The organism is Dysosmobacter welbionis, from assembly GCF_005121165.3.
Taxonomy (GTDB): Bacteria; Bacillota; Clostridia; order Oscillospirales; family Oscillospiraceae; genus Oscillibacter; species Oscillibacter welbionis.
Map to the genome: position 1 here is coordinate 246,573 of NZ_CP034413.3, position 22,578 is coordinate 269,150.

Annotated in this window: 17 protein-coding genes; 15 read left to right on the forward strand and 2 right to left on the reverse strand. The window is 52.6% G+C overall.

Going from position 1 to position 22,578, the window contains the following annotated elements; all coding sequences use genetic code 11:
* Nucleotides 1–277: 277 nt before the first annotated feature.
* Genes cas3 through cas2 form a run of 7 tightly spaced genes read left to right on the forward strand, consistent with a single transcriptional unit; the run spans nt 278 to nt 7,818 of the window.
* Entirely contained in the window at nt 278–2,428 is a 2,151-nt protein-coding gene (cas3, locus tag EIO64_RS01330) for a CRISPR-associated helicase Cas3' (RefSeq protein WP_119311095.1), read from the forward strand.
* 13 nt (nt 2,429–2,441) lie between these two features.
* The gene (gene cas5c, locus EIO64_RS01335) at nt 2,442–3,185 is read left to right on the forward strand and encodes a type I-C CRISPR-associated protein Cas5c (protein WP_249390760.1); all 744 of its coding nucleotides are present in this window, start codon (nt 2,442–2,444) and stop codon (nt 3,183–3,185) included.
* Entirely contained in the window at nt 3,182–4,942 is a 1,761-nt protein-coding gene (cas8c, locus tag EIO64_RS01340) for a type I-C CRISPR-associated protein Cas8c/Csd1 (protein WP_136890701.1), read from the forward strand. Before cas5c ends, cas8c begins: the two co-directional genes overlap by 4 nt.
* Nucleotides 4,935–5,831, forward strand: coding sequence for a type I-C CRISPR-associated protein Cas7/Csd2 (gene cas7c / locus EIO64_RS01345; protein WP_119311098.1), 897 nt, complete (start codon nt 4,935–4,937; stop codon nt 5,829–5,831). Before cas8c ends, cas7c begins: the two co-directional genes overlap by 8 nt.
* Nucleotides 5,828–6,490 carry a CRISPR-associated protein Cas4 gene (gene cas4 / locus EIO64_RS01350; RefSeq protein ID WP_394802914.1) on the forward strand — a complete coding sequence of 221 codons (663 nt, stop codon included), beginning with the start codon at nt 5,828–5,830 and terminating at the stop codon, nt 6,488–6,490. The genes cas7c and cas4 overlap by 4 nt, the downstream gene beginning before the upstream one ends.
* Entirely contained in the window at nt 6,487–7,518 is a 1,032-nt protein-coding gene (gene cas1c, locus EIO64_RS01355) for a type I-C CRISPR-associated endonuclease Cas1c (RefSeq protein ID WP_119311099.1), read from the forward strand. Before cas4 ends, cas1c begins: the two co-directional genes overlap by 4 nt.
* A gap of 9 nt (nt 7,519–7,527) precedes the next feature.
* Nucleotides 7,528–7,818: a CRISPR-associated endonuclease Cas2 gene (gene cas2, locus EIO64_RS01360; RefSeq protein WP_025543469.1), complete on the forward strand. Its 291-nt coding sequence runs from the start codon at nt 7,528–7,530 to the stop codon at nt 7,816–7,818.
* A 1,429-nt stretch (nt 7,819–9,247) separates the two neighbouring features.
* Here cas2 and EIO64_RS01365 read toward each other — a convergent pair.
* On the reverse strand, nt 9,248–13,960 hold the full coding sequence (locus EIO64_RS01365; RefSeq protein WP_136890703.1) for a hypothetical protein: 4,713 nt from the start codon (nt 13,958–13,960) through the stop codon (nt 9,248–9,250).
* 206 nt (nt 13,961–14,166) lie between these two features.
* Here EIO64_RS01365 and EIO64_RS01370 point away from each other — a divergent pair, with 206 nt between their 5' ends.
* On the forward strand, nt 14,167–15,300 hold the full coding sequence (locus tag EIO64_RS01370; RefSeq protein ID WP_119311101.1) for an IS3 family transposase: 1,134 nt from the start codon (nt 14,167–14,169) through the stop codon (nt 15,298–15,300).
* A 349-nt stretch (nt 15,301–15,649) separates the two neighbouring features.
* Here the strand turns inward: EIO64_RS01370 and EIO64_RS01375 are convergent, their stop codons facing one another.
* Nucleotides 15,650–17,515, reverse strand: a complete 1,866-nt coding sequence (locus EIO64_RS01375; RefSeq protein ID WP_136890704.1) for an AAA family ATPase — start codon at nt 17,513–17,515, stop codon at nt 15,650–15,652.
* Between the two features lie 187 nt (nt 17,516–17,702).
* Here EIO64_RS01375 and EIO64_RS01380 point away from each other — a divergent pair, with 187 nt between their 5' ends.
* The 7 genes from EIO64_RS01380 to EIO64_RS01410 all read left to right on the forward strand — a co-directional run bounded on the left by EIO64_RS01380 (nt 17,703) and on the right by EIO64_RS01410 (nt 22,564).
* Nucleotides 17,703–18,416, forward strand: a complete 714-nt coding sequence (locus EIO64_RS01380; protein WP_136890705.1) for a tyrosine-type recombinase/integrase — start codon at nt 17,703–17,705, stop codon at nt 18,414–18,416.
* Nucleotides 18,413–19,372: a tyrosine-type recombinase/integrase gene (locus EIO64_RS01385; protein ID WP_136890706.1), complete on the forward strand. Its 960-nt coding sequence runs from the start codon at nt 18,413–18,415 to the stop codon at nt 19,370–19,372. Before EIO64_RS01380 ends, EIO64_RS01385 begins: the two co-directional genes overlap by 4 nt.
* Nucleotides 19,373–19,426: 54 nt before the next feature.
* On the forward strand, nt 19,427–19,747 hold the full coding sequence (locus EIO64_RS01390; protein ID WP_136890707.1) for a DUF6809 family protein: 321 nt from the start codon (nt 19,427–19,429) through the stop codon (nt 19,745–19,747).
* Nucleotides 19,744–20,232: a DUF6550 family protein gene (locus EIO64_RS01395; protein WP_136890708.1), complete on the forward strand. Its 489-nt coding sequence runs from the start codon at nt 19,744–19,746 to the stop codon at nt 20,230–20,232. Before EIO64_RS01390 ends, EIO64_RS01395 begins: the two co-directional genes overlap by 4 nt.
* Nucleotides 20,233–20,522: 290 nt before the next feature.
* Nucleotides 20,523–20,714: a helix-turn-helix domain-containing protein gene (locus tag EIO64_RS01400; protein WP_136890709.1), complete on the forward strand. Its 192-nt coding sequence runs from the start codon at nt 20,523–20,525 to the stop codon at nt 20,712–20,714.
* A 91-nt stretch (nt 20,715–20,805) separates the two neighbouring features.
* A complete protein-coding gene (locus EIO64_RS01405; protein WP_249390761.1) occupies nt 20,806–21,690 on the forward strand; it encodes a DNA cytosine methyltransferase in 885 nt (294 codons plus the stop codon).
* Nucleotides 21,677–22,564 carry a DNA cytosine methyltransferase gene (locus EIO64_RS01410; RefSeq protein ID WP_136890711.1) on the forward strand — a complete coding sequence of 296 codons (888 nt, stop codon included), beginning with the start codon at nt 21,677–21,679 and terminating at the stop codon, nt 22,562–22,564. The genes EIO64_RS01405 and EIO64_RS01410 overlap by 14 nt, the downstream gene beginning before the upstream one ends.
* Nucleotides 22,565–22,578 lie beyond the last annotated feature (14 nt).

A 22,578-nucleotide genomic window follows, 5' to 3' on the forward strand; every position in this document is an offset into this window, starting at 1 on the left:
TGTCGCAAAACACATAAAAGCAAGCCCGCTTCTAGCGAGCTTGCTTGCAGAGATAGATCACGTGTTAAACTGCTCTGCGAAATAGCAGTTTCGTCACCCAATGTCATCCAATTTTCACGTATTCTTGCCTGAGCCTCCTTGCAAGATGTCTCTATCTACTCCCCCTGTTTCATGGATGCTGCCGGAATCAGATATCCCTCTTGCAATACAACCAAGAAAATCATATAATAAATCTATAAATTGTGCATTTTATATAATTTCAGGATGTGGTTGCAGGATGGATACTTACGCCTATCTGGCCCATCTCACAGAAGACGGCCGGACCCAGACAATTCTGGAACATCTCAAAGGCACCGCGTCTCTGTGTTCCGCTTTCGCAGCTGCTTTTGACGCAGAGGCGCAGGGACAGCTGGCCGGTATGGCTCACGACATCGGAAAATACTCCGCTGCCTTTCAGCGGCGGCTCCATGGCGGGCCGAAAGTGGATCACGCCTCTGCCGGGGCTTTCGAGTGTCTGAAAGCTCAACAGCTGGCGGCTGCTTTTGCGATCTCCGGACACCACGGCGGCCTCCCCGACGGCGGCGGCCGGGGAGACGCCGCTGGCGCCGGCACCTTTTGGGGGCGCATCAATCGGGCGAGTCAAGGGAGGCTGGAGGACTATCATGCCTGGCAGAGTGAATTCTCCCTGCCTCATGCAAATACCCCCGCATTTGCGGGAACAAGGCTGGAGGGGATGTTTTTCACGCGGATGCTCTTTTCCTGCCTGGTAGATGCAGACTACACAGATACGGGCGCGTTTATGGACAACAGCCCGTATCTGCCAGCATCGTCCTCCTCTATGGAGGAATTGTGGCGCCGCCTGGAAACCTATGTCTCCGGCTGGTTTCCCCCAAAAGGCGCTCTGAACATGCAGCGATGTGTGATTTTGGAACAGTGCATGTCGGCGGGGGCACAGTATGGACCAGGCCTCTTCACGCTGACAGTGCCCACCGGCGGAGGAAAAACCGTGGCATCCCTGTCCTTTGCGCTGGCGCAGGCCAAAGCCCGCAGGATGAAGCGAATCGTTTATGTGATCCCCTACACATCGATTATCGAGCAGACTGCCCAGGCCTTTCGGGAGATTTTGGGTGATGAAAATGTTCTGGAATTTCACTCCGGTGTGCAGTTCGACCAGCAGGAGGACGATGCATCCAGTCCGGAGGCCGTTCCGCTGACCCGGTCTGTGGAGACGTGGGATGTTCCTGTAATCGTCACCACAGCAGTCCAATTCTTTGAATCCCTTTATGCCTGCCAGCCTTCCAAATGCCGGAAGCTCCACAACCTGGCCCAGAGCGTCCTGATCTTTGACGAGGCCCAGATGCTCCCCCTCCCCTATCTGCGACCCTGTGTCTGGGCGATTGCCCAGCTGGTCCGGCACTACGGCGCTTCCGCTGTTTTGTGTACCGCCACTCAGCCCGCTTTGGACCCCATTTTTCAGGAATTCGCTCCGGAGATCCCCATCCGGGAGATTTGCCCCATGGCCGAAGCGCACTGGGAGTCCTTCCGCCGGGTTTCCTTCCAGCAGGCAGGAACGCTGTCCTGGATGGACCTGGCCGCCCGCCTGCAGCAGCAGGAGCAGGTTCTGTGCGTCGTCAACACCCGCCGGGCCGCGCGGGAGGTCTTCCACCAACTGTCCGGTCCAGGCAATTTCCATCTCTCCACCCTGATGTACCCCGCGCACCGCAGGAGAATTCTGGATGAGATCCGCCGGCGCCTGCGGGATGGGCTGCCCTGCCGGGTGGTCTCCACCTCTCTCATCGAGGCCGGTGTCGATGTGGATTTCCCAGCCGTCTATCGGGAGCTGTCCGGTCTGGACTCCATCCTCCAGGCCGCTGGGCGGTGCAACCGGGAGGGCAAGCGCCCTCCGGAGGACAGCATCGTCACCATCTTTCAGGGAGAAGATCCACCTCCCCGTCTGTTTGAGACCTCCATCGGCGCCGGGAAGATCGTCCTGGATCACTGCCAGGACGTCAGTTCCCGAGCGGCCATACACACCTATTTCTCCACGTTGCTGGATTTGAAAGGCGCGGAAGCTCAGGATGCCCACCACATCCTGCCGCTGATGGAATCGGAGTTCTTCCCCTTCCGCACTGTGGCGGAGCGATTCCACCTGATTGAAAGCCCCACCACAACCGTGTACCTTCCTCTGGAGGAGGGCGCCGGACTTGTGGAATTGCTGCGGAGCGGTCAATACAGCCGCACACTGTACCGCCGCCTGGGGCAATACGGCGTGTCGGTCTATCCGCAGCATTTAGCGGCATTGGAGCAGGCAGGGGCGCTGGAGCATCTGGAGGACGGCTCCGTGGTCCTGCGGGATATTGGGCTGTATACACAGACTACCGGGCTGACTCTGGAGCCCAGCGGTGGAAATGCCCTGTTCATCGGATAGGCCGGAGAATCCATTGAAATACCTATACCAAAATCTGTCTATGGAGCGGTACGCTGCTCCACCCTTCCACAAACGAAAGAAAGGAGTGCATGCTGATGCCCATCTCTTTGGAGGTCTGGGGGACTACGCCCTCTTCACCAGACCGGAGATGAAGGTGGAACGGGTCAGCTATGATGTCATGACCCCTTCGGCAGCCCGGGGGCTGATCGAGGCAATTTACTGGCATCCGGGGCTGCGGTGGGTGATCGACTGCATCCACGTGTGCGCGCCGATCCGGTTCACCAATCTGCGGCGCAATGAGGTGAAGTCCACTCTCTCCGCCCGGTCTGTCCGCACCGTCATGGAACGCGGGACCGGAGAGCTGTATCTCTGTACTGCCAACGACATCCAGCAGCGGGCGGCGCTGCTGCTGCGGGATGTGCACTATGTCATTGAGGCCCATTTTGATGTGACGGACAAAGCCGCTCCCGGGGATAACCCGGGCAAGTTCCAGGACATTGTCAAGCGCCGCATCCAGCGGGGGCAGTTCTATCATCAGCCCTGCTTCGGCTGCCGGGAATTTCCCGCCCAGTTCCGTTGGTGCGAGGAGCCGCCGCCCTGTCCGGAGGAGCTGAAAGGGCCAAGGGATCTGGGCTGGATGCTGTATGACATGGATTACACGAACCCGGAGGATATCCGCCCCCTGTTCTTCCGGGCGTCCCTGGAAGACGGCGTCCTGCGGGTCCCTGGGCGGAACAGCAGGGAGGTGCGGGGATGATCTTACAGGCGCTGACCGACTACTACCGGGTACTGGAACAGGCCGGGAAGATCGACGCCCCCGGCTGGGCGCCGGTGAAGGTGTCCTATGCGCTGCTGCTCTCGGAAAACGGCACGCTGGAGCAGGTGCTTGACATTCAGACGGAACAGCCGCGGGGAAAGAAGATGGTTTCCGCGCCGCAGATCCTCTCCCTCCCCGCGCCTGTGAAACGAACGGTGGGAGTGGCCGCCAACTTCCTCTGCGACAACGCCGGTTATCTGCTGGGGATCGACAGCAAGGGCAAGCCCCAGCGAACGCGGGAGTGCTTTGAAGCCAGCAGATCTCTACACGAGCGGCTGCTGGCGGGTGTAGACTCCCCCGCCGCCCGGGCGGTCACCGCTTTCTTCCGCTCTTGGGACCCCGAGACAGCCCGGGAACACCCCGCTCTGGCGGAGCATCTGGAGGACATCCTCTCCGGCGGCAACCTGATCTTCCGCACCCTGGACGGCTATGTCCACAGGGACCCCTCCGTCCGGAGGGCCTGGGACGCATCCTATCAGACCAAGGGGGATGGTCCTCAGGGAATCTGTTTGGTCACCGGGCAGCCGGGACCGGTGGAAAGCGTCCACCCCGCCATCAAAAATGTGGCGGGTGCCCAGTCCAGCGGAGCGGCCCTGGTGTCCTTCAACGCCCCGGCCTTCTGCTCCTACGGAAAGGAGCAGAACCTCAACGCTCCCACCGGCAAGTATGCGGCATTTGCATATACCTCTGCATTGAACGCGCTCCTGGCCGACCGGGAACACGTCTTTCGCGTGGGCGATGCTACCGTCGTCTGCTGGGCCAGAAGCGGAGAGCGGGGATATCAGGACGTCTTTCAGACGTTTTTCTCCGATTTCTATGACGAAACGGACCTGAAAGGGCTGGTTGGCGCCTTGTGTCAGGGCAATCCGGTGGTCTACGATGAGACAAAACTGGACCCCAGCATGGACTTTTACATCCTGGGCCTGTCTCCCAATTCCGCCCGCCTGTCGGTGCGGTTTTTCCTCCACAATACGTTCGGCGGGTTTCTGCGGAATGTCCAGGCCCATTATGACCGGCTGGAGATCGTCCGCCCGGCCTACGACAAATTTGAGACGCTGCCCCTCTGGAAGCTGCTCAGTGAGACCGTCAACCAAAATGCCAGGGACAAATCCCCTGCTCCCGACCTGGCCGGTGAAGTGCTGCGGGCAGTCCTGACCAATACCCGGTATCCCGCCACGCTGCTGAACGGCGCGGCCCTTCGGATCCGGGCGGAGCGGGAGGTCACTCGGGGGCGGGCAGCCATCGTAAAAGCCTACTACCAAAAGCTTGCAGAAACTACCAAACACGAAAATCCAGACATACCAGAGGAGGTCTTGCAAGTGTCCCTGAATCCGGATGCATCGAACGTGCCCTATACGCTGGGCCGGCTCTTTTCCCTGTTGGAAGCCATTCAGGCCTCTGCAAATCCCGGCATCAACGCCACCATCAAGGACAAGTATTTCAACTCCGCCGCCGCTACGCCGGCCGTGATTTTTCCCGTTCTCATCAATCTGGCGCAGAAGCATCTGAAAAAGCTGCGCGGCTCCAACGCAGGGCTGGTGGTCTTCTATGAAAAACAGCTGACAGAGCTTTGCAGCCGCATTGGGAAAGCGTATCCCGCCCACATGAATCTGCCCCAGCAGGGCTCGTTCCAGCTGGGCTACTACTGCCAGACCCAGGCCCGCTATCAGAAAAAGGAGGAAGCGAAAGATGTCTGAACCCATCAAGAACCGCTATGAATTTGTCATTCTCTTTGACGTGGAAAATGGCAACCCCAATGGAGACCCGGATGCGGGGAATATGCCCCGGGTAGATCCCGAAACCGGCCTGGGCCTTGTCACGGACGTGTGCCTGAAGAGAAAAATCCGCAATTATGTAGAGACGGTCAAGGAAGACGCTGCCGGCTACCGCATCTATGTGAAGGACGGGGTCCCTCTCAACCGGAGCGATGCCGAGGCCTACAAGGCGCTGGATGTCGATGAAAAAACCGCTAAGGAGAAGAAAAAAGCCGATCCGGAACTGGACCGAAAAATCCGGGACTGGATGTGCGCCAACTTCTACGACATCCGCGCCTTCGGCGCGGTGATGACCACGTTTATGAAGGCCGCCCTGAACTGCGGGCAGGTCCGCGGCCCGGTGCAGCTGGGCTTTGCCCGCAGCGTGGAGCCCGTTATCCCCCAGGAGATCACCATTACACGGGTGGCCATCACTACCGAGGCGGACGCGGAGAAAAAGGGGACGGAGATGGGCCGCAAGTACATCGTCCCCTATGGACTGTACCGGTGCGAGGGCTATATCTCCGCCAATCTGGCCAGCAAGACCACCGGTTTCTCCGAGGAGGACCTGTCCCTGCTGTGGGAGGCCATCCTCAACATGTTCGAGAACGATCACTCCGCCGCCCGCGGCAAGATGGCAGTCCGGGAGCTGATCGTCTTCAGGCACGACAGCGAGCTGGGCTGCGCCCCCGCCTGGAAGCTGTTCGACACGGTAAAGATCGCCCGAAAGGACCCGGCGGACGCCTCCCCCGCCCGCTCCTTTGGAGACTACACTGTCTCAGTGGACGAGTCCGCGCTGCCCGCCGGCATCACCTGTACCCGCATGGGGTGATTGATTTTTCTGAGGACCTCCTCCCCCTCTCCGGTCTGCAGCACTTCGCGTTCTGCCGGCGGCAGTGGGCACTGATCCATCTGGAGCAGCAATGGCAGGAGAACCTGCGGACTGTGGAGGGCGGCCTTCTCCATCGCAGAGCCCACGACGAGGCGGCCCGGGAGCGGCGGGGCGATACCCTGATCCTCCGGGGATTGCAGGTGGTCTCCCATCAACTGGGGCTTTCCGGCCAGTGCGACGTGGTGGAATTCCACGCCACCCCCAAAGGCGTACCGCTTCAGGGGGAGGAGGGGCTTTGGCAGCCGTATCCCGTGGAGTATAAGCGGGGAAAGCCCAAATCCCATCAGGCGGATGAACTGCAGCTGTGCGCCCAGGCCATGTGCCTGGAGGAGATGCTCTGCTGCTCTATTCCAGAAGGCGCTCTGTTCTATGGGGAGCCACGCCGCCGCACGGTGGTGCTCTTCACCCCGGAGCTACGGGAGACGGTGCGCAGGGACTCCGACGAAATGCACCAGCTGTACCATCGAGGCCATACGCCCAAGGCCAAGCCCTCCAAATCCTGCAACGCCTGCTCTCTCAAGGAGCTGTGCCTGCCCCAGCTGGTCCGGCGGGAGAGCGTCCAGACGTATCTGCGCCGCGCCATGGAGGAATCGCCATGAGACATCTTCTGAATACGCTGTTTGTCAACAGTGAGGACATCTACCTGTCTCTGGACGGGGAGAATGTGGTGGCCAGCCGCGGCAAGCAGGAGATGGCTCGCTATCCCCTCCACATTCTCTCCGGTATCGTCTCCTTCTCCTACGCCGGCGCCTCTCCGGCGCTGATGGGGGCCTGTGTCCAGAGGGATGTGTCTCTGGCGTTCTGCACGCCCCGGGGACGGTTTCTCGCCCGGGTATCCGGGGAATCCTCCGGGAATGTGCTGCTGCAGCGGACACAGTACCGGACAGCAGATGATCCCGGCCCCTGCTGCCGGATCGCCCGCAACATGATCTTTGGAAAGGTGCACAACACCCGGTGGAGCGTTGAGCGTACCCGGCGGGACCACGGCCTCCGGATAGATGAAAGCGCGTTTTCCAACGCCTCCGCCCAGCTGCGGGCGCTGCTGCCCCAGATCGCCGCCGAAACCTCCCTGGAGCAGCTGCGGGGCCTGGAGGGCGCCGGGGCCACGATCTACTTCAGCGTGTTTGACCAGATGATCTTAGGGGAGAAACCGCTGTTTGCCTTTTCGAACCGAAACCGCCGGCCGCCGCTGGACCCGGTCAACGCCCTGCTGTCCTTCGCATACAGCCTGCTGACGCACGACTGTGCCTCCGCTCTGGAGAGCGTGGGGCTGGACGCCTATGTGGGATTTCTCCACCGGGACCGCCCCGGGCGAACCTCTTTTGCCCTGGACTTGATGGAGGAACTGCGTCCCTGCCTTGCGGACCGCTTCGTCCTGACTCTAATCAACAATCGTGTCGTGCACAGGGACGACTTCCAGTTCCGGGAAAATGGGGCGGTCTATCTGACGGACTCCGGCCGCAAGGTCTTTTTGACCCACTGGCAGGAGCGGAAAAAAGCTGAACTGACGCACCCCTATCTGGGAGAGAAGATCCCCTGGGGCCTGGTCCCCTATGTACAGGCGCTGCTGTTGGCCCGGACTCTGCGGGACGACCTGGAGGAATACCCGCCCTTTTTGTGGAAGTGAGGCGTCCGAATGCTGGTACTGATTACCTATGATGTGAACACGGAGGACCCCGCCGGCCGCAAACGCCTGCGGCAGATCGCCAGGCAGTGCGTCAACTACGGCCAGCGGGTCCAGAACTCCGTCTTTGAGTGTATGCTGGACACTGCCCAGTGCAAGGTGCTGCAGGCCAAACTGCTCTCCATCATGGACCCGGAAAGAGATAGTCTGCGGTTTTACTATCTGGGAAAGCGCTATGAAAACAAGATCGAGCACTTCGGCAATCAGCGCAGCTACCAACCGGAGGCCCCTCTGATCCTCTGAGTGCGAAGGGGAAGCGAACATCGTTTTCCCGGCAGGTTCGCACTCAAATATCATCAAATGGACAGGAGATTTCCGTAAATTTAAGCGTGCGAACTGTGACACAGACACGGCTCCTGGCCATTCCAGTTTACGAAATTGCACATTTGTCACAAAACATACCTGTGCCTTTGTGCTGTTTCGCTGTCGCTCCCCTCACGGGGAGCGTGGATTGAAATACCCTTAATCCGGATCCGTTGTATCCCTGGCTTGGTCGCTCCCCTCACGGGGAGCGTGGATTGAAATTCCTCCCACAGCACCGCCGTCCCCTCCAGCATGTGTCGCTCTCCGCGAGGGGAGCGTGGATTGAAATAAAGCGGACGGCCACACCGTCCACGACTTTGACGTCGCTCTCCGCGAGGGGAGCGTGGATTGAAATATCCTCCACCACCTCATAGCCCATCAGGCGGGCGGTCGCTCTCCGCGAGGGGAGCGTGGATTGAAATAGCTCCGTCTCCAGACGGTGCACCAGAGCGGAGAGTCGCTCCCCTTACGGGGAGCGTGGATTGAAATCCCGGCGGCTCCGGAAGGGGCATCCACCACAAGAGTCGCTCCCCTTACGGGGAGCGTGGATTGAAATTTTACCGGGAACTCGCTTTGATGGCGCAGGACCCGTCGCTCCCCTTACGGGGAGCGTGGATTGAAATTTCACGGCGGCGTCAATGGCGGCCTGCTGCTCTTGTCGCTCCCCTTACGGGGAGCGTGGATTGAAATCCGAGCCGGACGAAGCGTTGGATGTGAGGTGATCGTCGCTCACCGTGAGGGGAGCGCGGATGGAAATTCAATGTCCGCAGACAGGATCTGCTTGGCGCTGAGAAAATCCGCATGATTCTCATGCAGAGGGAGCACAAGGTCAACACAAGATTTGTGGCTGATATCTATGCGTGAGATGGGGTTGATCTGTGTCCGAAGTACTTCAAAATCGGAGGGACTATGCTTCTGAATCAGAGTTCAAGAACAGGATCGACTCATATATTGAATTCCGCAATACAACATGGCCTTATCGCACATTAAAAAATTGGACTCCATGCCAGATGGAGGAAGACTACCAAACGTAGTGGTGCCAATCCTAAGAGGTTGGCATATAGGGGTTCAGATTTCGGAAATCTTCTGTTTTGTAAATCGATTTCAAGTTTTTTGTGTTTTCATGTCCCATTTCTATTGCAGATATGAAAATGGCTGAAAACCTTGCTGTGTCAAGGTTTTCAGCCATAAAACACCCCCACCTAATCCGTCAGTCTCATACAAACTATTCAGATTAGGCGGGGGGCGTTCAAATCATTGAAGTGTAGTAGCCCACAAAATCTATATCCCATCTATTTGTTTTCATCTGCACTAGCTTTTCTTATCTTAACTAGATCGCTTAATCAACAGCTGCCTAGCTGAAAGGATGCTATATAATGTCTTCTCGTAGCAAAAATCCGAGAGGAGACCCTCTGTTTACAAGAAAGTCCAAGACATTTAAAACCTTGTGCTTACGCAGGGCATCCGATTTGAAGAGGTACAGCCGCTTTTGAACATAACGGTACATATACTCTTCCATATAGTAGATAGTGTTTGTGGGAAGAGCGGTTTGACGCAGCTGGGGGTTGTTGGATATAATGTCGCTGAGCCATTCCACGCCGTCTTCAAAGAACACTTGGGAACCGATGCTGTTCAATACCCGACCGACAGAGTACAAAATTGCCGGATGTGCTCCCGTCCTATTTACTGCCGTTTTATAAAAGACCGCACAGTCCTCCCGGAGGGAGTGCCAGGTTGTGATGCCTTCTCTCCATTCAGGTCCTGCCAAAAGATACTCCGTCAGGACATTTCCTATTCCAAAACTGATGGCCCGATCCTCATCCATCTGTTGCTCGAATTCGGGGGCCCGTTCGAAGGCAGAGAAGATGTAGTTTTTCAGCAAATCCCAAAATCCCCAAAAGGCGCTATACCTAGGTTTAATATCTTCGGCCTGGATAACATCCCGCAAAAAGCGGGTGAATTCCTTGCCGTATTTCACGTGCTTCACCAAATGGTCCAGAAAGATGCTCTGCTGCTCCGCAGATAGGCCCAGAACATAGTCGCCGAGCCACTGTGTATATGCGTACTCTCCTTCGTAGTCCTGATAGCCGTCTCTGTCCGTGTCCTCAGGTCCGAGCAATGTACCCCAGACCCGGTCCCCGATTTTTAATACGAAAACGAAGGAGCCTTCTACATTACCGGACGGAATCATCCGCTGCAGGGCAATCAGTTGGTGAACCTCAAGGCCGCTCAAAGGGATGTCTTCTAAATCGGAGACCTCCTCTTGAAACAGCGCCTGGATTTCTTGACTGTGCTGCTCAAAAAAGGTCCTTGTAGAAATGCCGTTGTAGCAAAGGACTTGGGAGAAATATCGGGGTGCGAGCACCGCATAGGTATGCATTAGCTTTCGGGCCACATTGGGGGCGGAGGGCCAAAGGATGGAGGCCACACTGTTCAGCGCTTCATTCTGTTTGCCGTTATACATCACAAGGGCCAGCAGCATGAAAAGTGGAGAAGACCAATCGGCGATGAAGTCGTCACTGGAAACCAGACTTGCCACTGCGGAGATAACTCCATTCAACTCATAGGGACCTAGATGGCAATCTCGATTCAAAAAGTTCAGACAGGTCGCCAGAAGTACCTCGGTGCAAAAGGCAAGCATTGTCTCATTTATAGCCGTCCGTCGCTCCCGTAAAAGGACTGCACAGGCATTTACGGCACTGGAAATGTCGTGGGAGTCCGCTTCTCCCTCCTCCAGAATCTGATAGATCTCATTTACCACTGGCTCGATACCGCCCTCAAACTGTGGGTACTGTTGGGCAGCTTCCTGATTGCCTCGAAGTTTTGCATCTGCCCAAAGCATTAGCGGTACATGCCGCATAAAGTCCTCATAATTGCGTTGGGCCTGTTCGCTGAGGGCTGTGAGATTTTCCGGCATATCTGGCACCACAGAGATCATCACTCTGTCCTGGGACACCTTCTGGCTACTAATCTGACGCCTTCGAAGGTCGCTCCGATAGTACGCAAACTGATATACCTCCTCCCAGGAATCGATGCTCTGGGTTGCCTCGTCAAATGCGGCATACAGCTGTGTCTTTCTCTCTTCCAGCTCATTCTCAGACAGAATGCCTTTTTCAATCTGGTAGTCCACCAAAACTTGTTCAAATTGCTTTTTTCGGAAGGGTAGTGCATTGGTCTCCATCCGCTCATGGTCGAACCAGCGATGAGATGCCAGCGTTCCTTTCAGAAAATCGGCACTGTGCTCCGCCTGCAGTCGGGCGATGTCGAAGACAAAGACCTCCTTGGTCTTCAACAGAATACAGCTGATGGGAAAGAGCTTATCTGGATAGGCAATCACCACACTCAGTACCACGGCAGTAATGGCTGCGCTTGCGGATTTCCTCAGCAGATACTCACAGAACTGGCATATGGTTTTCTCCTCGGTAAACTCGGCCAAATCCAGTAGCCATTTTTCCAGTGCCATCAACACGCTCTCCAACAACTTGGGTGCTACATGAGTACCTCGGTACATCTTCCACAGTCTGTCGCTGCACACCTGTCGCTGTACCGTGCCGTCAGTGAAATGGATTTCAATCTGAGAACATTCAGAATACTCTGTTGCCAATTTGGAAGAACTGTAGCAGTTTGTGGCGTAGTTCATGATCCGCAGGATCGTGTTCAACGCCCGGATTGGTGCCTCCTGTAATAGGAAAAACAGCGGAGTTTGAAGGGCGCTTTCCGCCTTGTATTTCATATCCAAGCTGTGGGACAGGCCGAAATAGTACTCCATGCTGTCATGAGAATAGTCATTATGTTCTCGTTGAGAAGAGTCGCACCAATAACGCTCCGCAAGACTGAGTACCTGCTCCGGAATTGCCTGGCAAACTCTTCCGCATTCATAAACATTGGACAGGCTCTTTTGCAGGAGTAAATAGTTTTCCTTGTAACTATCATCCGTCTGTGTATCTGTAAAGGATTGGAAGATGTCGGTCAGTTCCTGCTTCAGTTCCATTGCGGCAGCCAAAATCACATCGGTAAGGGTGATAAATCGCGAGTCTCGCCGAAGGGTATAGGGATACCGCTCCCTTTTCCATATCTCACTTTTCAAATAGAGGGCAATCCTCCCCGCCAGTCCCGTTGTCTCTCCTGTTTCATATTTCGCTGTCCATGTTTTCAATGTATTAGTGACGATGTCCAGATTTTGGGCTGTCCAAGGAATCAGGCCACGGTTATTATAAATATATTGAAAGACCGTAAACCAAGCCCGTCCTACAGGGCAGGTGAAGCGATACTTGTTCCCTGTTGGCGTGGACAGTTTCTTTAACAGTTCCCGGTCGATGTCACGGCAGGCGGTGTTCAGTAGAAAGACCATGCGGGTGAACAAAGAGTATCGTTCCTGACTCAGAATGGGGTCGATTGCCCGGAAACAGTCCACCTGATCAGACTGCATCAGTGCGATCAGCGTCTCATCCTTCCAAGCCTGATCCAGTCCGCTTTGGAGCATAGAGATCAAAAAATCTGCATAGCGACCTCCACCGCTAGCAAAAACGGATTCCAGCCAGATGCGATACAGCTTCCTGGCTCGTAGAGATAGGCCGAACCCCTCTAGAACCTTCTCGGCCTCTATTCCCTCCTGGTACCGCTGGGTCAAAATGTGTTTTATAATCAGCTCCTCATACACATCGTGACTCATCATCCACCGACGTGGAGAGTTGTCGTAAACGGCGATAATTCCGCTATCCTCCAGCGCGGTCAGCGCCATATAGTCATCGTTGGCACTGCTTATGTAAATGGTGGATCCCCGTTGCAGCATAGAGAACACGATGTGCGTTACCATCTCCTCTCGTCGGACGGGGAGGTTTTCTGCGCGACGGTGGCTGTCACAGATGACCTCCTTCCAGACCTGCTGCAGAAACAGCTCCTCAGAGGATACCAAATCCAAGCCAGCCGGATCTAGCTTTAAGTACAGCTTTAAATAGAAGAAATCCTTCAGGAGGCTTCGAAGATTCTGGTTTTGGGGAAGTGGGAAGTGATACTGCTCTGAGATCGCTTCTAGCACCTCATCAGCTATGCTCTCCACCCGAAACTCGTCATAAGCGATGTCTTTGAGGAGAATATTGCAAAAGCTGTCCTTGTATACGGTACGGATGGTGAAGATCATCTTCCAGCCGTGGTCAATGAATTTATGGACAAGGGCAGCAAATACCTGTGGGCTATTAAGTGCGGAGAACTTCTCAGCGGATTCAATTACACAGACCTTTCGCTTCTCTTGACTGTAGAGGGTAAATAAGTCTTCCAGTTGGTAGTTTCCATACTTGCGTAAAAACAGACTTTCTTCCTCCACATCCAAGTCGGTGGAAGAGAACAAGAAGCAGGCAAACTCATCGCCCTGCTCCTGCCGCCGAGAAATGAGATCCTTCACTACGCCAGATTTACCCGTCCCTGCGTCACCATATATGATACAGACAGCTTTTTCCGACTCCCATAGTACATCGAGCTTCTGCATATCATAATAGATTTTGATCCGCTCACCCTGGCACGGAATCTCCGACTGAATATTGGAACGGATGGAGTCACTCCGGTTTTGGATCTGCTCAACCCACTGGGAAAGACCCGGCATAGGGTTAAAATATAAATCTCTTACTGTGGGTAGTGCCAAAAGTATCTGCTCGATATGGCTTGGCCCCCGCCATTCAACAGTGATGCCAAGGCTTTCGCCGTGTGTTTCGATATTCTCTTGATATATGGGCTTCTGGGTATGAGGGCGCTTGCTGACAGACATTTCCTTATTAATATAAAAAATAATCCGGCTGATTCCTGCATATTTCTGCTTTGCATCCGCAATAGCATTTTTGAAATCCACTTCTTTAGATGAAATCCGAGTGGAAGCATCATAGTATTTCGCTTGAAATCCGGTCAAAAGGCCATCCGGAGCCATCACGGGCTGTGTTTCGATATATGGTTGATTGAAGTACCGGAAAATACCGTGCGAAAGCCCCATCTCGTGGCAGAACAGCGTGGTGACAAGGCCCTCAAAGGCAGCCCTGGGATTCTGAGAAAACTTGGACTCAAAAACCTTCCAGTCAACGGGGATATTCGTCATGTATAGCCCTCCCTGCGGTGCCGAATATAACGTTATTACAATTTCATTATGGCATAATTGTGGTAGATTTACAATGCTACTCTCATAGAGACATGAATCAGATTTCTGTTAATGGTATATGCGGTGTAGTACAATTCATAATCCAAAATAGGGTAGTTCCTTTCATGTGATATGCTAATTCATATCACATGAAAGGAGCAAACACCATGACCTACACAGATCAAGAGAAAACCGCTATCATCACACAGTACAGACAGGGCAGGCCAATCCAGCAATTATGTACAGAATGCGGCGTCTGCGCACGGACGATCTACCGCTGGGCGAAGATATACTGCCCAGTGGTTCCGGACGAAAAACGCACCTATACCGTCAAAGAGTATGATGCACTTCTTCGCAGAGTTGCCAAATTAGAAAACATGGTCGCTATTTTGCAAACTGTCGGCTGCACGGTCCATGCTCCATTGAAGGAGCGGTTAGGAGAACTGGAGTTGTTATACGGCCAATACGACGTACACACTCTTTGTGAAGCTATGAATGTCTCCCGCGGAACCTTCTATAACCATATTCTCCGAAATAAGCGGAGCAATGCTTGGTTCCAAAAACGCAGAGAGGAATATTGCGGATTGATCCGTGAAGTATTTGATGAGTATCGTCAGGTGCTGGGTGCTGAAAAGATCCGCACTATTCTTGTTCAACGAGGTCATCAGGTTAGCCCAGAATATGTGGCAAAGTTGATGAAGGAGATGGGGCTGACCAGCATCCGCAGTACTGCGAAGCAGGATTACATGAAACTTCATGAGCCAGAAAAGAAACGGAATGTCCTGCGTCAACAGTTCCAGGCGGACAGGCTCAATCAAATCTGGGTCAGTGATGTTACCTGCTTTAAACTGGGGGAGCTTTATCTCTATACCTGCGTAATTCTAGACCTGTTTTCACGCAGGGTTGTTGCCTATAAAGTGTCCAGGAAGAATAGCACCCAGTTGATTACCTCCACATTTAAGGACGCATGGGAGCAGAGAGCTCCCGATACCGGCCTCATTTTTCACAGTGACCGTGGGGCTCAATATACCTCACATCGGTTCCGACAACTGCTTCATGAGCGCGCAGTGGTGCAATCTTTCTCCAATTCGAGGAAACCTCATGGCAACGCTGTTGCGGAGTCTTTCTTCGCCACCCTAAAGAAGGAAGATCTGTATCGGAAGGATTACACCTCAGAGGCGGCTTTCAAGCGTGGCCTTGCCTCCTATATCGAGTTTTACAGCACCCAGCGCCCACATCGTACCTTGAAAAATCTGACGCCATGCCAGGTTGAAGATGCGTTCATGAGTGACAAATCATGAATCCGTATCCCAGTGACACAGCTGGGGGGCAGATTCCATCGATTGCGCGTTTTGCGTCTTGATTTCGCCCTGTTTGCATTTGTTTGGTGACATAGTGCCCTCTATAATAGGAACGCCAGAAACCATTGTGGCACAATGGTTTCTGGCATAAAATGACCCTACCTATTCTGAACATTGACATCTTTTTGTTCAGATCAGGTAGGGTCATTCACCGGATTTACCCCTTCATCAGACGGTTCTATCGCAGAGAATAACTCAGAAATTGCGCCGCATAAACAAAGAAATAAGCGCGATGACAAAGAAACAGCAGGCTGACTTGGATGATAGCCAGCCTGCTGAACGAAGACGTTTATTCGATGTTTTGCCTTTCGGCAGCAATACGTGTTCTTTTGCCTGAGAATGCAATGCCGATTTTTATAATTGACGTAACATTCATTGCCTGCAAATCAACGCTGTATGCACGGTCGTTAATCTGTTGCAAGGCAACATTAGCAAGGTCTTCAAGCTGTGCTTCAGAGCGGCCTTTTCCAGCCTTTAATTCAATCAGAATACCAGGAAGCCGCTTATTCAAAGGAAGCATCTGAATATCAAATCGTCCATCACCAGCTTCGCGATTGGAGGTAATGCGATAGCTGTTGTCCATCACAGCGCACATACCCAATATCAGACCATGGTAAAATGTTTCGTCGGCAGCATCGTGGAAACTTATTGTTTGGAGCAGAAACTTCTCCAAAGTTTTTTGCAGTGAGTCGCTATCTACCTTGTAGATAGCTTCCTGAATAGCAATAGCAACGGAACGAGGAATAATATTCTCAAGCTGAGAGAGGACCTCCTTGCTGTAGACGAAAGAAATCTCTTTGTTGGGCAGAGCTACTTCGCACATATAATCCTCGCCGTAAGACTGGTCGCAGCTCACAGCCTTCAAATAACCTGCCACCAGCAGGAAGCTGTAAACAGAGGACGGATCATTCTGAATCTGCGGATAAATGACGCCAGTGTCAATGTGCGTAACGAAGGATTCGCCCTTCATCAACAGCTCCAGACGCTCCATAATATCCGGCGTTGCAGAAGCCAGCACCTCGCGGATGATGTCATTGCTTCCGGTAGACTGCCAGAACGCTTTGGGACGGCAGTTATTATTGAAGTATCCAATAACAGACCAGGGATTAAAAATCTCGGTATTGCCGAAAAGATAACCATCATACCAATCGCAGAGCTCCTGATATTTATCAGAAGCATGATAGTAGTCCGCCATCTCATGTACTTCGCTTGAAGTGAAGCCGAAATATTCACTGTAGCGCTCGTCTAAAATCGAGTTGATCTTCAGGTTGTTCAGGCCGCTGAAGATACTTTCCTTGGCAACACGCAGGATGCCGGTCAGGAAACCATAGCTCAGATGCGGATTGTCCTTCAGACCACCGGAGAACAGGTTTCGCATGAACCCGATGATCGTGTCGTAGAAGCCGCTCACATGGCCCTGCTGAATGGGAGTATCATATTCGTCAATGATGACGATAGGTGCGACATTGTGGTGCTTATGGAGGAGCAGCGTCAGTGTCCGCAGGGACATTTGATATTCCACTTCGTCAGCAGCTTCTGTTGCAAGAAGGGAGTATTCCTCTTTTTCGTAATCACTAAGTGCGGAGCTGGATGCCAACTCGTCGTGACGGCGGAATTCCTGTGCGATCAGCTTTTGGAGCGTCTGATAGGTTTCTTCCCAAGAGGTGTATTTAACATCCTTAAAGGACAGGAAGATCACAGGGTACTTTCTATGATGGGCAAGATAGGATCCTCCGCAGGACCAGATTTTCTTATCTCTGAAGTAAACGGAAGTGTCCTCGGTCGTCTTTTCGAAGAAAGTGCGGAGCATATCCATGTTAAGCGTCTTGCCAAAGCGTCTGGGGCGGGTAAACAGAGATACTTTGGGGCGCTCGTCCAGAAACTCTTTGATCATTAAGGTCTTGTCTACATAGTAGTAGCTTTTGCAGGCGTCCCGGTAATCAGATACGCCAATGGGCAACGGCTTGCGCGCAGATGATACTGCGGGCTCCACCGCACTCCGATGACCACGCTTATCCATCGGCTTTTGAGCGCTGTCCGGGATAAACCACTGCCTGCCCTCCTTATACGCGCCGGAAATGCGTCCGGCTTTGCAAAGTGCATTGACCCGCCGTTCGGTAATCCCCCAAGCGGCAGCCGCTTCTTTGATCGTCATATTGGAACACCTCCATTGCAGTTCGTCAAGAATATTATAACCACGCTTCCGAATAAAATCAACTATATTATTCCGAATAATGTCGGTGTTATTCGGAACGGTAGTTTTCCTGCAAATATTCCGTTCTTTCCGGTAGCTATTTCCTGCTTTCTGTGATATTGTTCGTTTGCCAAAAGGAGGCGACGATATGCAGAAAGAAAATACCATGACAGTCGGGCGGTGGTGCGGCCGGTGGTTCATCACCAACCGCCATAAATGGAACGGCAACACCGAGGGCGGGTACCGCAATCTGATTTACAGCCACATCATCCCCGGCATCGGAAGTGTGGCGCTCTCTGACCTGACAGAGCAGACCATCACCGATTTCTATGAGACGCTACGGAGTCAGGGACTCAGCGCCAGAAGCGTCTGGTGCGTCCACCTGCTTCTGCGGCGGTGCATGGACGAAGCGGCACAGGACCAGCTTATTCCCTACAACCCGGTGCGGCTCTGCCAGGAGCCCAAGGCAGAGGAATACAAAACAGCCCCTTTGCGATTGGGGCAGCTCCAGCGTTACCTGAACGCAGCGGAGCAGCTCGGCGTACTTCCCGTCATCTATACAGGACTATCAAGCGGCCTGCGGCAATGTGAACTGATCACCTTGTCGTGGGCCGATTTTCATATCCGCTGCAGGTACATCCTCAAAGGCCAACGGTTGCTGACGCTCAATGAGAAAGCGGCGTATCTCCTGACGCGGATATCAGAAACCAGTTCATCATATGTGTTCCAGAACCCTAAGACCGGAGTACCCTACAAGCTCCACGAGTTCTACTACTTACACAAGAAGATCCTGAAACAGGCCAGGCTCCCGTGGGTGGCCTTTCGGGATCTGCAGCGCCAGTGCATGGAGGTGGGAATATGACACTTCAGGAATACATCAGCTTCTGGCAGGAAACCTATGACAAGCATCAGAGCAGGCCGACTACCTATGCGGCACACAACTATGTATTCAAGAACCATATTCTCCCCGGTTTGGGTGATATACCGCTCTCTGAATTGACATCGGAGATGGTTGGAGAATTTCTGGAGGAACGGAAGCGCTTCGGCAATCATCGAACCGGCAGTTCTGGCTTGGGAGAAGAAACCATGCGGCACATCCACCGCCTGCTTCAGCAATGCTTGGATCAAGCCATACGGGACGGTCTCCTAACAGAGAATCCCGCCAAGGCATTCCGCTACCGCAAGTCCACAACGGTGAAAGCGAATATCATGACGCCTCTGGAAACGGAGGACTATCTGGACGCTGCCGAGCGGCTGGGCTACCTGCCCATGTTCATGCTGGCGCTGACGACAGGCCTACGCCAAGGCGAGCTAATCGCCCTGAAATGGAGCGACCTTGATATCGAAAATCGGACGCTGACCATCGCAGAAAACCGTGCCGTGGTACGGCGAGAGCTGGTGGAGTACGGCAGTCAGACAAGGACGATAGCACTGACACCAGAGGTAATCGACCTCCTAATCAGGGAACACGACAAGCACCCAAGCAGTCCGCTCATGTTTATGCACCCGGCCACGCTGAAACCTTACTCGCCGCAGATGGTGCGCCGGATGCACGATGAGATCATAAAGGAAGCGGGCATCGACCATATCAGGTATGTGGATCTCCGCCATACCTGCGCCATCCTCGCTCTGAAGAACGGCATGGATACCAAGGAACTGGCGCAGATGCTTGGACACTACCGCCCCACGATCACCAGGCAGAACTATGAACCCTATCTGCCCCACAAGGTACAAAAGGACGAAGATATACCAAATGAGGCCACCCAGAGCGAACTGCAACAGGCGGCAAATATTCTGGATAATCTTCTGAAGTTCTAATAGCTATTCCGCAAAAGGTGTGGTATATGTCTGTGTCACAAGGAGGCGAAGCCCATGAAATACAAGCTGATCAAAGAACTATATGACTGCTTCTACACTCCGCCGGAGCTTTCGGTACCCCGGCAAGAAATAGAGGACTGCCACAAAGCTTTGATTGAGGTGCTGGAGAAACCCGAACGCAGGCTGGTACTCCAGATCATCGATGCCAAGGACCGCATTGCCGAAGACACTTCCATCGACAGCTTCATCTCCGGATTTGAGCTGGCGTGGCAGCTCTCTATGGAACTGAACAACTATAAAAACGAGCGCTTGGTCTCCTGCCGAACTGGGAGACTGGGCGCTCGTTTCACACGCAAAGAGGAGGAGCCAAAATGAAAAAGCGTATCATCATCACCGTAGCATTTACCGCCTGTATGGCCCTGTGTGCCGCCGTGTGGCCGCAGGCCGAAACGGTCGGGGAAACACCCGCACCGCACCAAACACCTGCCGTAAGCGCCCCAGAAGCGACCGTTGTGGAAATCAAAACAGAAGCCGAAACGGCACTTTCGTCAGAGAAAGAAAAGGCTGTGATTCCGCAGCCGGAACAGACCCAGGAGGCCGTCGCAGAACCGAAGTCAGCACCTGCAGAAACACCCGCAGTCCAGCTCGCCCCGGAGCCAGTACCTGTCCCGGAAGCGTCTTATGGTCTCACCCCGGAGCGAGCTGCAGAACCGCCCGTAGCTAAAACAACCATTGAACCTCCGTCTGGCGACATGGTCTATGTCCCCGGCTTTGGCTGGATACAAAGCAAAGGCCCCAACCATGTCGAGTATGCCGAGGATATGTACGAGAACGGCAACAAAATCGGCATCATGGGATGACCTCAAAAACTGCGCCGCATAAACAATGAAAAAGCCACCTTGAAAATCGGCGATAAAAAATCGGTGATAAATGTCGGCGACAAACGTAATAAACCAATAGTCCGAACCTATGGCAATCAATAGATGTAGAATTTTTGCTGAAAAGTATACGGGCACACAATGATATAGCAAGCATCAACGAATAGCGGAAATAATACGAAATATGTTCAAAATGGTTGAAAAAGACGTAAACACTCAGTATAATATAGAAATGAATCTGCGGAAACATACGAAGACGAGGTGTGCCAAATATGTCTAATTCAATCAACGAAAACTATATTAGTATCGAAGATGCAGCGTTGTTTCTTAATATTAAACCAGTCACTTTACGCAAATGGATAAAAGATAAAAATGTGCCCGCTCACAAAATCGGTAAGCAGTGGAAGTTCAAACGTTCTGAGCTGGAAGAATGGGTAAAAAGCGGAAAGAGCGCTATGGAGTAATTTCGCTGATTTCGTAGGAACACTTAGGGAAGGAATATATATAATGTCGGTTAATATAAAATGTGTTGACTTGTTTTGCGGCTGTGGCGGTATGTCACTTGGCTTTCAGAAAGCTGGATTCAACATCGTCGCAGGTATTGATAACTGGAAATCCGCGATTCGAGTATATGGAATGAATTTCAATCATCCGATTATAGAGCAAGACCTATTGGATGTAGATGAGGCAGTTAAAATAATTGCGGCATATGCTCCCGATTTAATTATTGGAGGGCCTCCGTGTCAGGATTTTTCAACAGCAGGATATCAAGACGAAAGCCGTGGCAGGGCTATTTTATCAGTCTGCTATTCACAAATTGTCAGCAAGGTCAAGCCAAAATATTTTGTCATGGAAAATGTCGCAACAATTCGCAATACGACATCTTTCCGTAATGCTATTGCTAATTTCCATACAGCAGGCTATGGATTAACACAAATGGTTCTGGATGCTGCGTATTGTGGTGTACCGCAAACGCGAAAAAGGATGTTTGTTGTAGGAATGCTCGATGCTCCAGATAGCTTCTTAGATGAGGAGTTGCGCCGTAATTTATCTCAGACACCTATGAGTATTCATGATTATCTTGGTGATTCGCTTGGGATAGGCTATTATTTCCGAGTCCCGACAAATTACAGCCGAAGGGGCGTGTTCAGCATTTATGAGCCGTCTATGACAATCCGTGGGGTTGATCGTCCAATTCCGAAAGGCTATAAAGGGCATCCTAATGATCCGGTCCCAGTAGAACAGGTGCGTTGCCTGACCCCGAAGGAAAGAAGCTACATTCAAACATTTCCGGAGAGCTTCCAGTTTGTTGGTGGAAAATCTGATGTCAATTCAATGATAGGAAACGCTGTCCCGGTCAATTTAGCGAAGTATGTTGGCTCGGCCCTTATGAGGTATATAATGTCTAACGAAAGTAGAGATAACAATGAGGGTAATTGACTTATTTGCGGGTTGCGGCGGTATGTCCTTAGGATTTGAAAATGCAGGATTTGATATTATCGCAGCATTTGACAATTGGGATGCCGCAATAAAAATATACGAAAGTAACTTTTCCCACCCTATTTACAAAAAGGATTTGAGTAAAGACGATATCATACAGCAGCTTTCTGATATGCGCCCCGATGTAATTATGGGTGGTCCCCCATGTCAGGATTATTCTATAGCAGGAAAGCGAGAACTGGGTAATCGTGCAAATCTTACGATAAGGTTTGGAGAAATCGTAATCGCAGTAAAACCTATGTGGGTAGTCTTTGAAAATGTTTATAATATTGAACGCTTTTCGACCGTCACCACGCTGAAACAGATGTTGGTAGATGCTGGGTATGGTATTACCACACGAGTTTTAGATGCAAGCCGCTGCGGCGTGCCACAAAAGCGTCATAGGTTCTTTCTAATCGGTAAGCTTGGCGAAAAAAATGGCTTTCTTGATGAGACGCTTGTGTCCAACCTGTCATGCAAGCAAATGACTGTACGAGACTACCTTGGTGATGCCCTAAACACAGAATTTTACTATATGCATCCGAGAAGCTACCATCGTCGGGCCGTTTTTTCAGTAGATGAACCAGCTGCAACGATTCGTGGCATTAACAGACCGATTCCAGATAATTACAAACGCCATCATGCTGATAAGGCTGATATATGCGATGGTGTTCGTGCCTTAACGACACGCGAGCGTGGCTATATTCAAACTTTCCCGGATACTTTTGATTTCCCTGGTGCGAAAACAGATGTCGAACTTGCAATAGGCAATGCTGTTCCACCAGCTTTGGCCAAGTATGTGGCGAATTGTATAAAGCAGTACTGTACTGAATAGGAACAGAAAGAGGT

Excerpts from the sequence above, each read along its gene's own strand:
- cas8c (WP_136890701.1), top strand. The coding sequence starts at position 3,182 with ATGATCTTACAGGCGCTGACCGACTACTACCGGGTACTGGAACAGGCC.
- EIO64_RS01395 (WP_136890708.1), top strand. The coding sequence starts at position 19,744 with ATGAAAAAGCGTATCATCATCACCGTAGCATTTACCGCCTGTATGGCC.
- EIO64_RS01390 (WP_136890707.1), top strand. The coding sequence starts at position 19,427 with ATGAAATACAAGCTGATCAAAGAACTATATGACTGCTTCTACACTCCG.
- EIO64_RS01385 (WP_136890706.1), top strand. The coding sequence starts at position 18,413 with ATGACACTTCAGGAATACATCAGCTTCTGGCAGGAAACCTATGACAAG.
- EIO64_RS01365 (WP_136890703.1), bottom strand. The coding sequence starts at position 13,960 with ATGACGAATATCCCCGTTGACTGGAAGGTTTTTGAGTCCAAGTTTTCT.
- cas3 (WP_119311095.1), top strand. The coding sequence starts at position 278 with ATGGATACTTACGCCTATCTGGCCCATCTCACAGAAGACGGCCGGACC.
- EIO64_RS01375 (WP_136890704.1), bottom strand. The coding sequence starts at position 17,515 with ATGACGATCAAAGAAGCGGCTGCCGCTTGGGGGATTACCGAACGGCGG.
- cas2 (WP_025543469.1), top strand. The coding sequence starts at position 7,528 with ATGCTGGTACTGATTACCTATGATGTGAACACGGAGGACCCCGCCGGC.
- EIO64_RS01405 (WP_249390761.1), top strand. The coding sequence starts at position 20,806 with ATGTCACTTGGCTTTCAGAAAGCTGGATTCAACATCGTCGCAGGTATT.
- EIO64_RS01380 (WP_136890705.1), top strand. The coding sequence starts at position 17,703 with ATGCAGAAAGAAAATACCATGACAGTCGGGCGGTGGTGCGGCCGGTGG.
- EIO64_RS01370 (WP_119311101.1), top strand. The coding sequence starts at position 14,167 with ATGACCTACACAGATCAAGAGAAAACCGCTATCATCACACAGTACAGA.
- EIO64_RS01400 (WP_136890709.1), top strand. The coding sequence starts at position 20,523 with ATGTCTAATTCAATCAACGAAAACTATATTAGTATCGAAGATGCAGCG.
- cas7c (WP_119311098.1), top strand. The coding sequence starts at position 4,935 with ATGTCTGAACCCATCAAGAACCGCTATGAATTTGTCATTCTCTTTGAC.
- cas1c (WP_119311099.1), top strand. The coding sequence starts at position 6,487 with ATGAGACATCTTCTGAATACGCTGTTTGTCAACAGTGAGGACATCTAC.
- EIO64_RS01410 (WP_136890711.1), top strand. The coding sequence starts at position 21,677 with ATGAGGGTAATTGACTTATTTGCGGGTTGCGGCGGTATGTCCTTAGGA.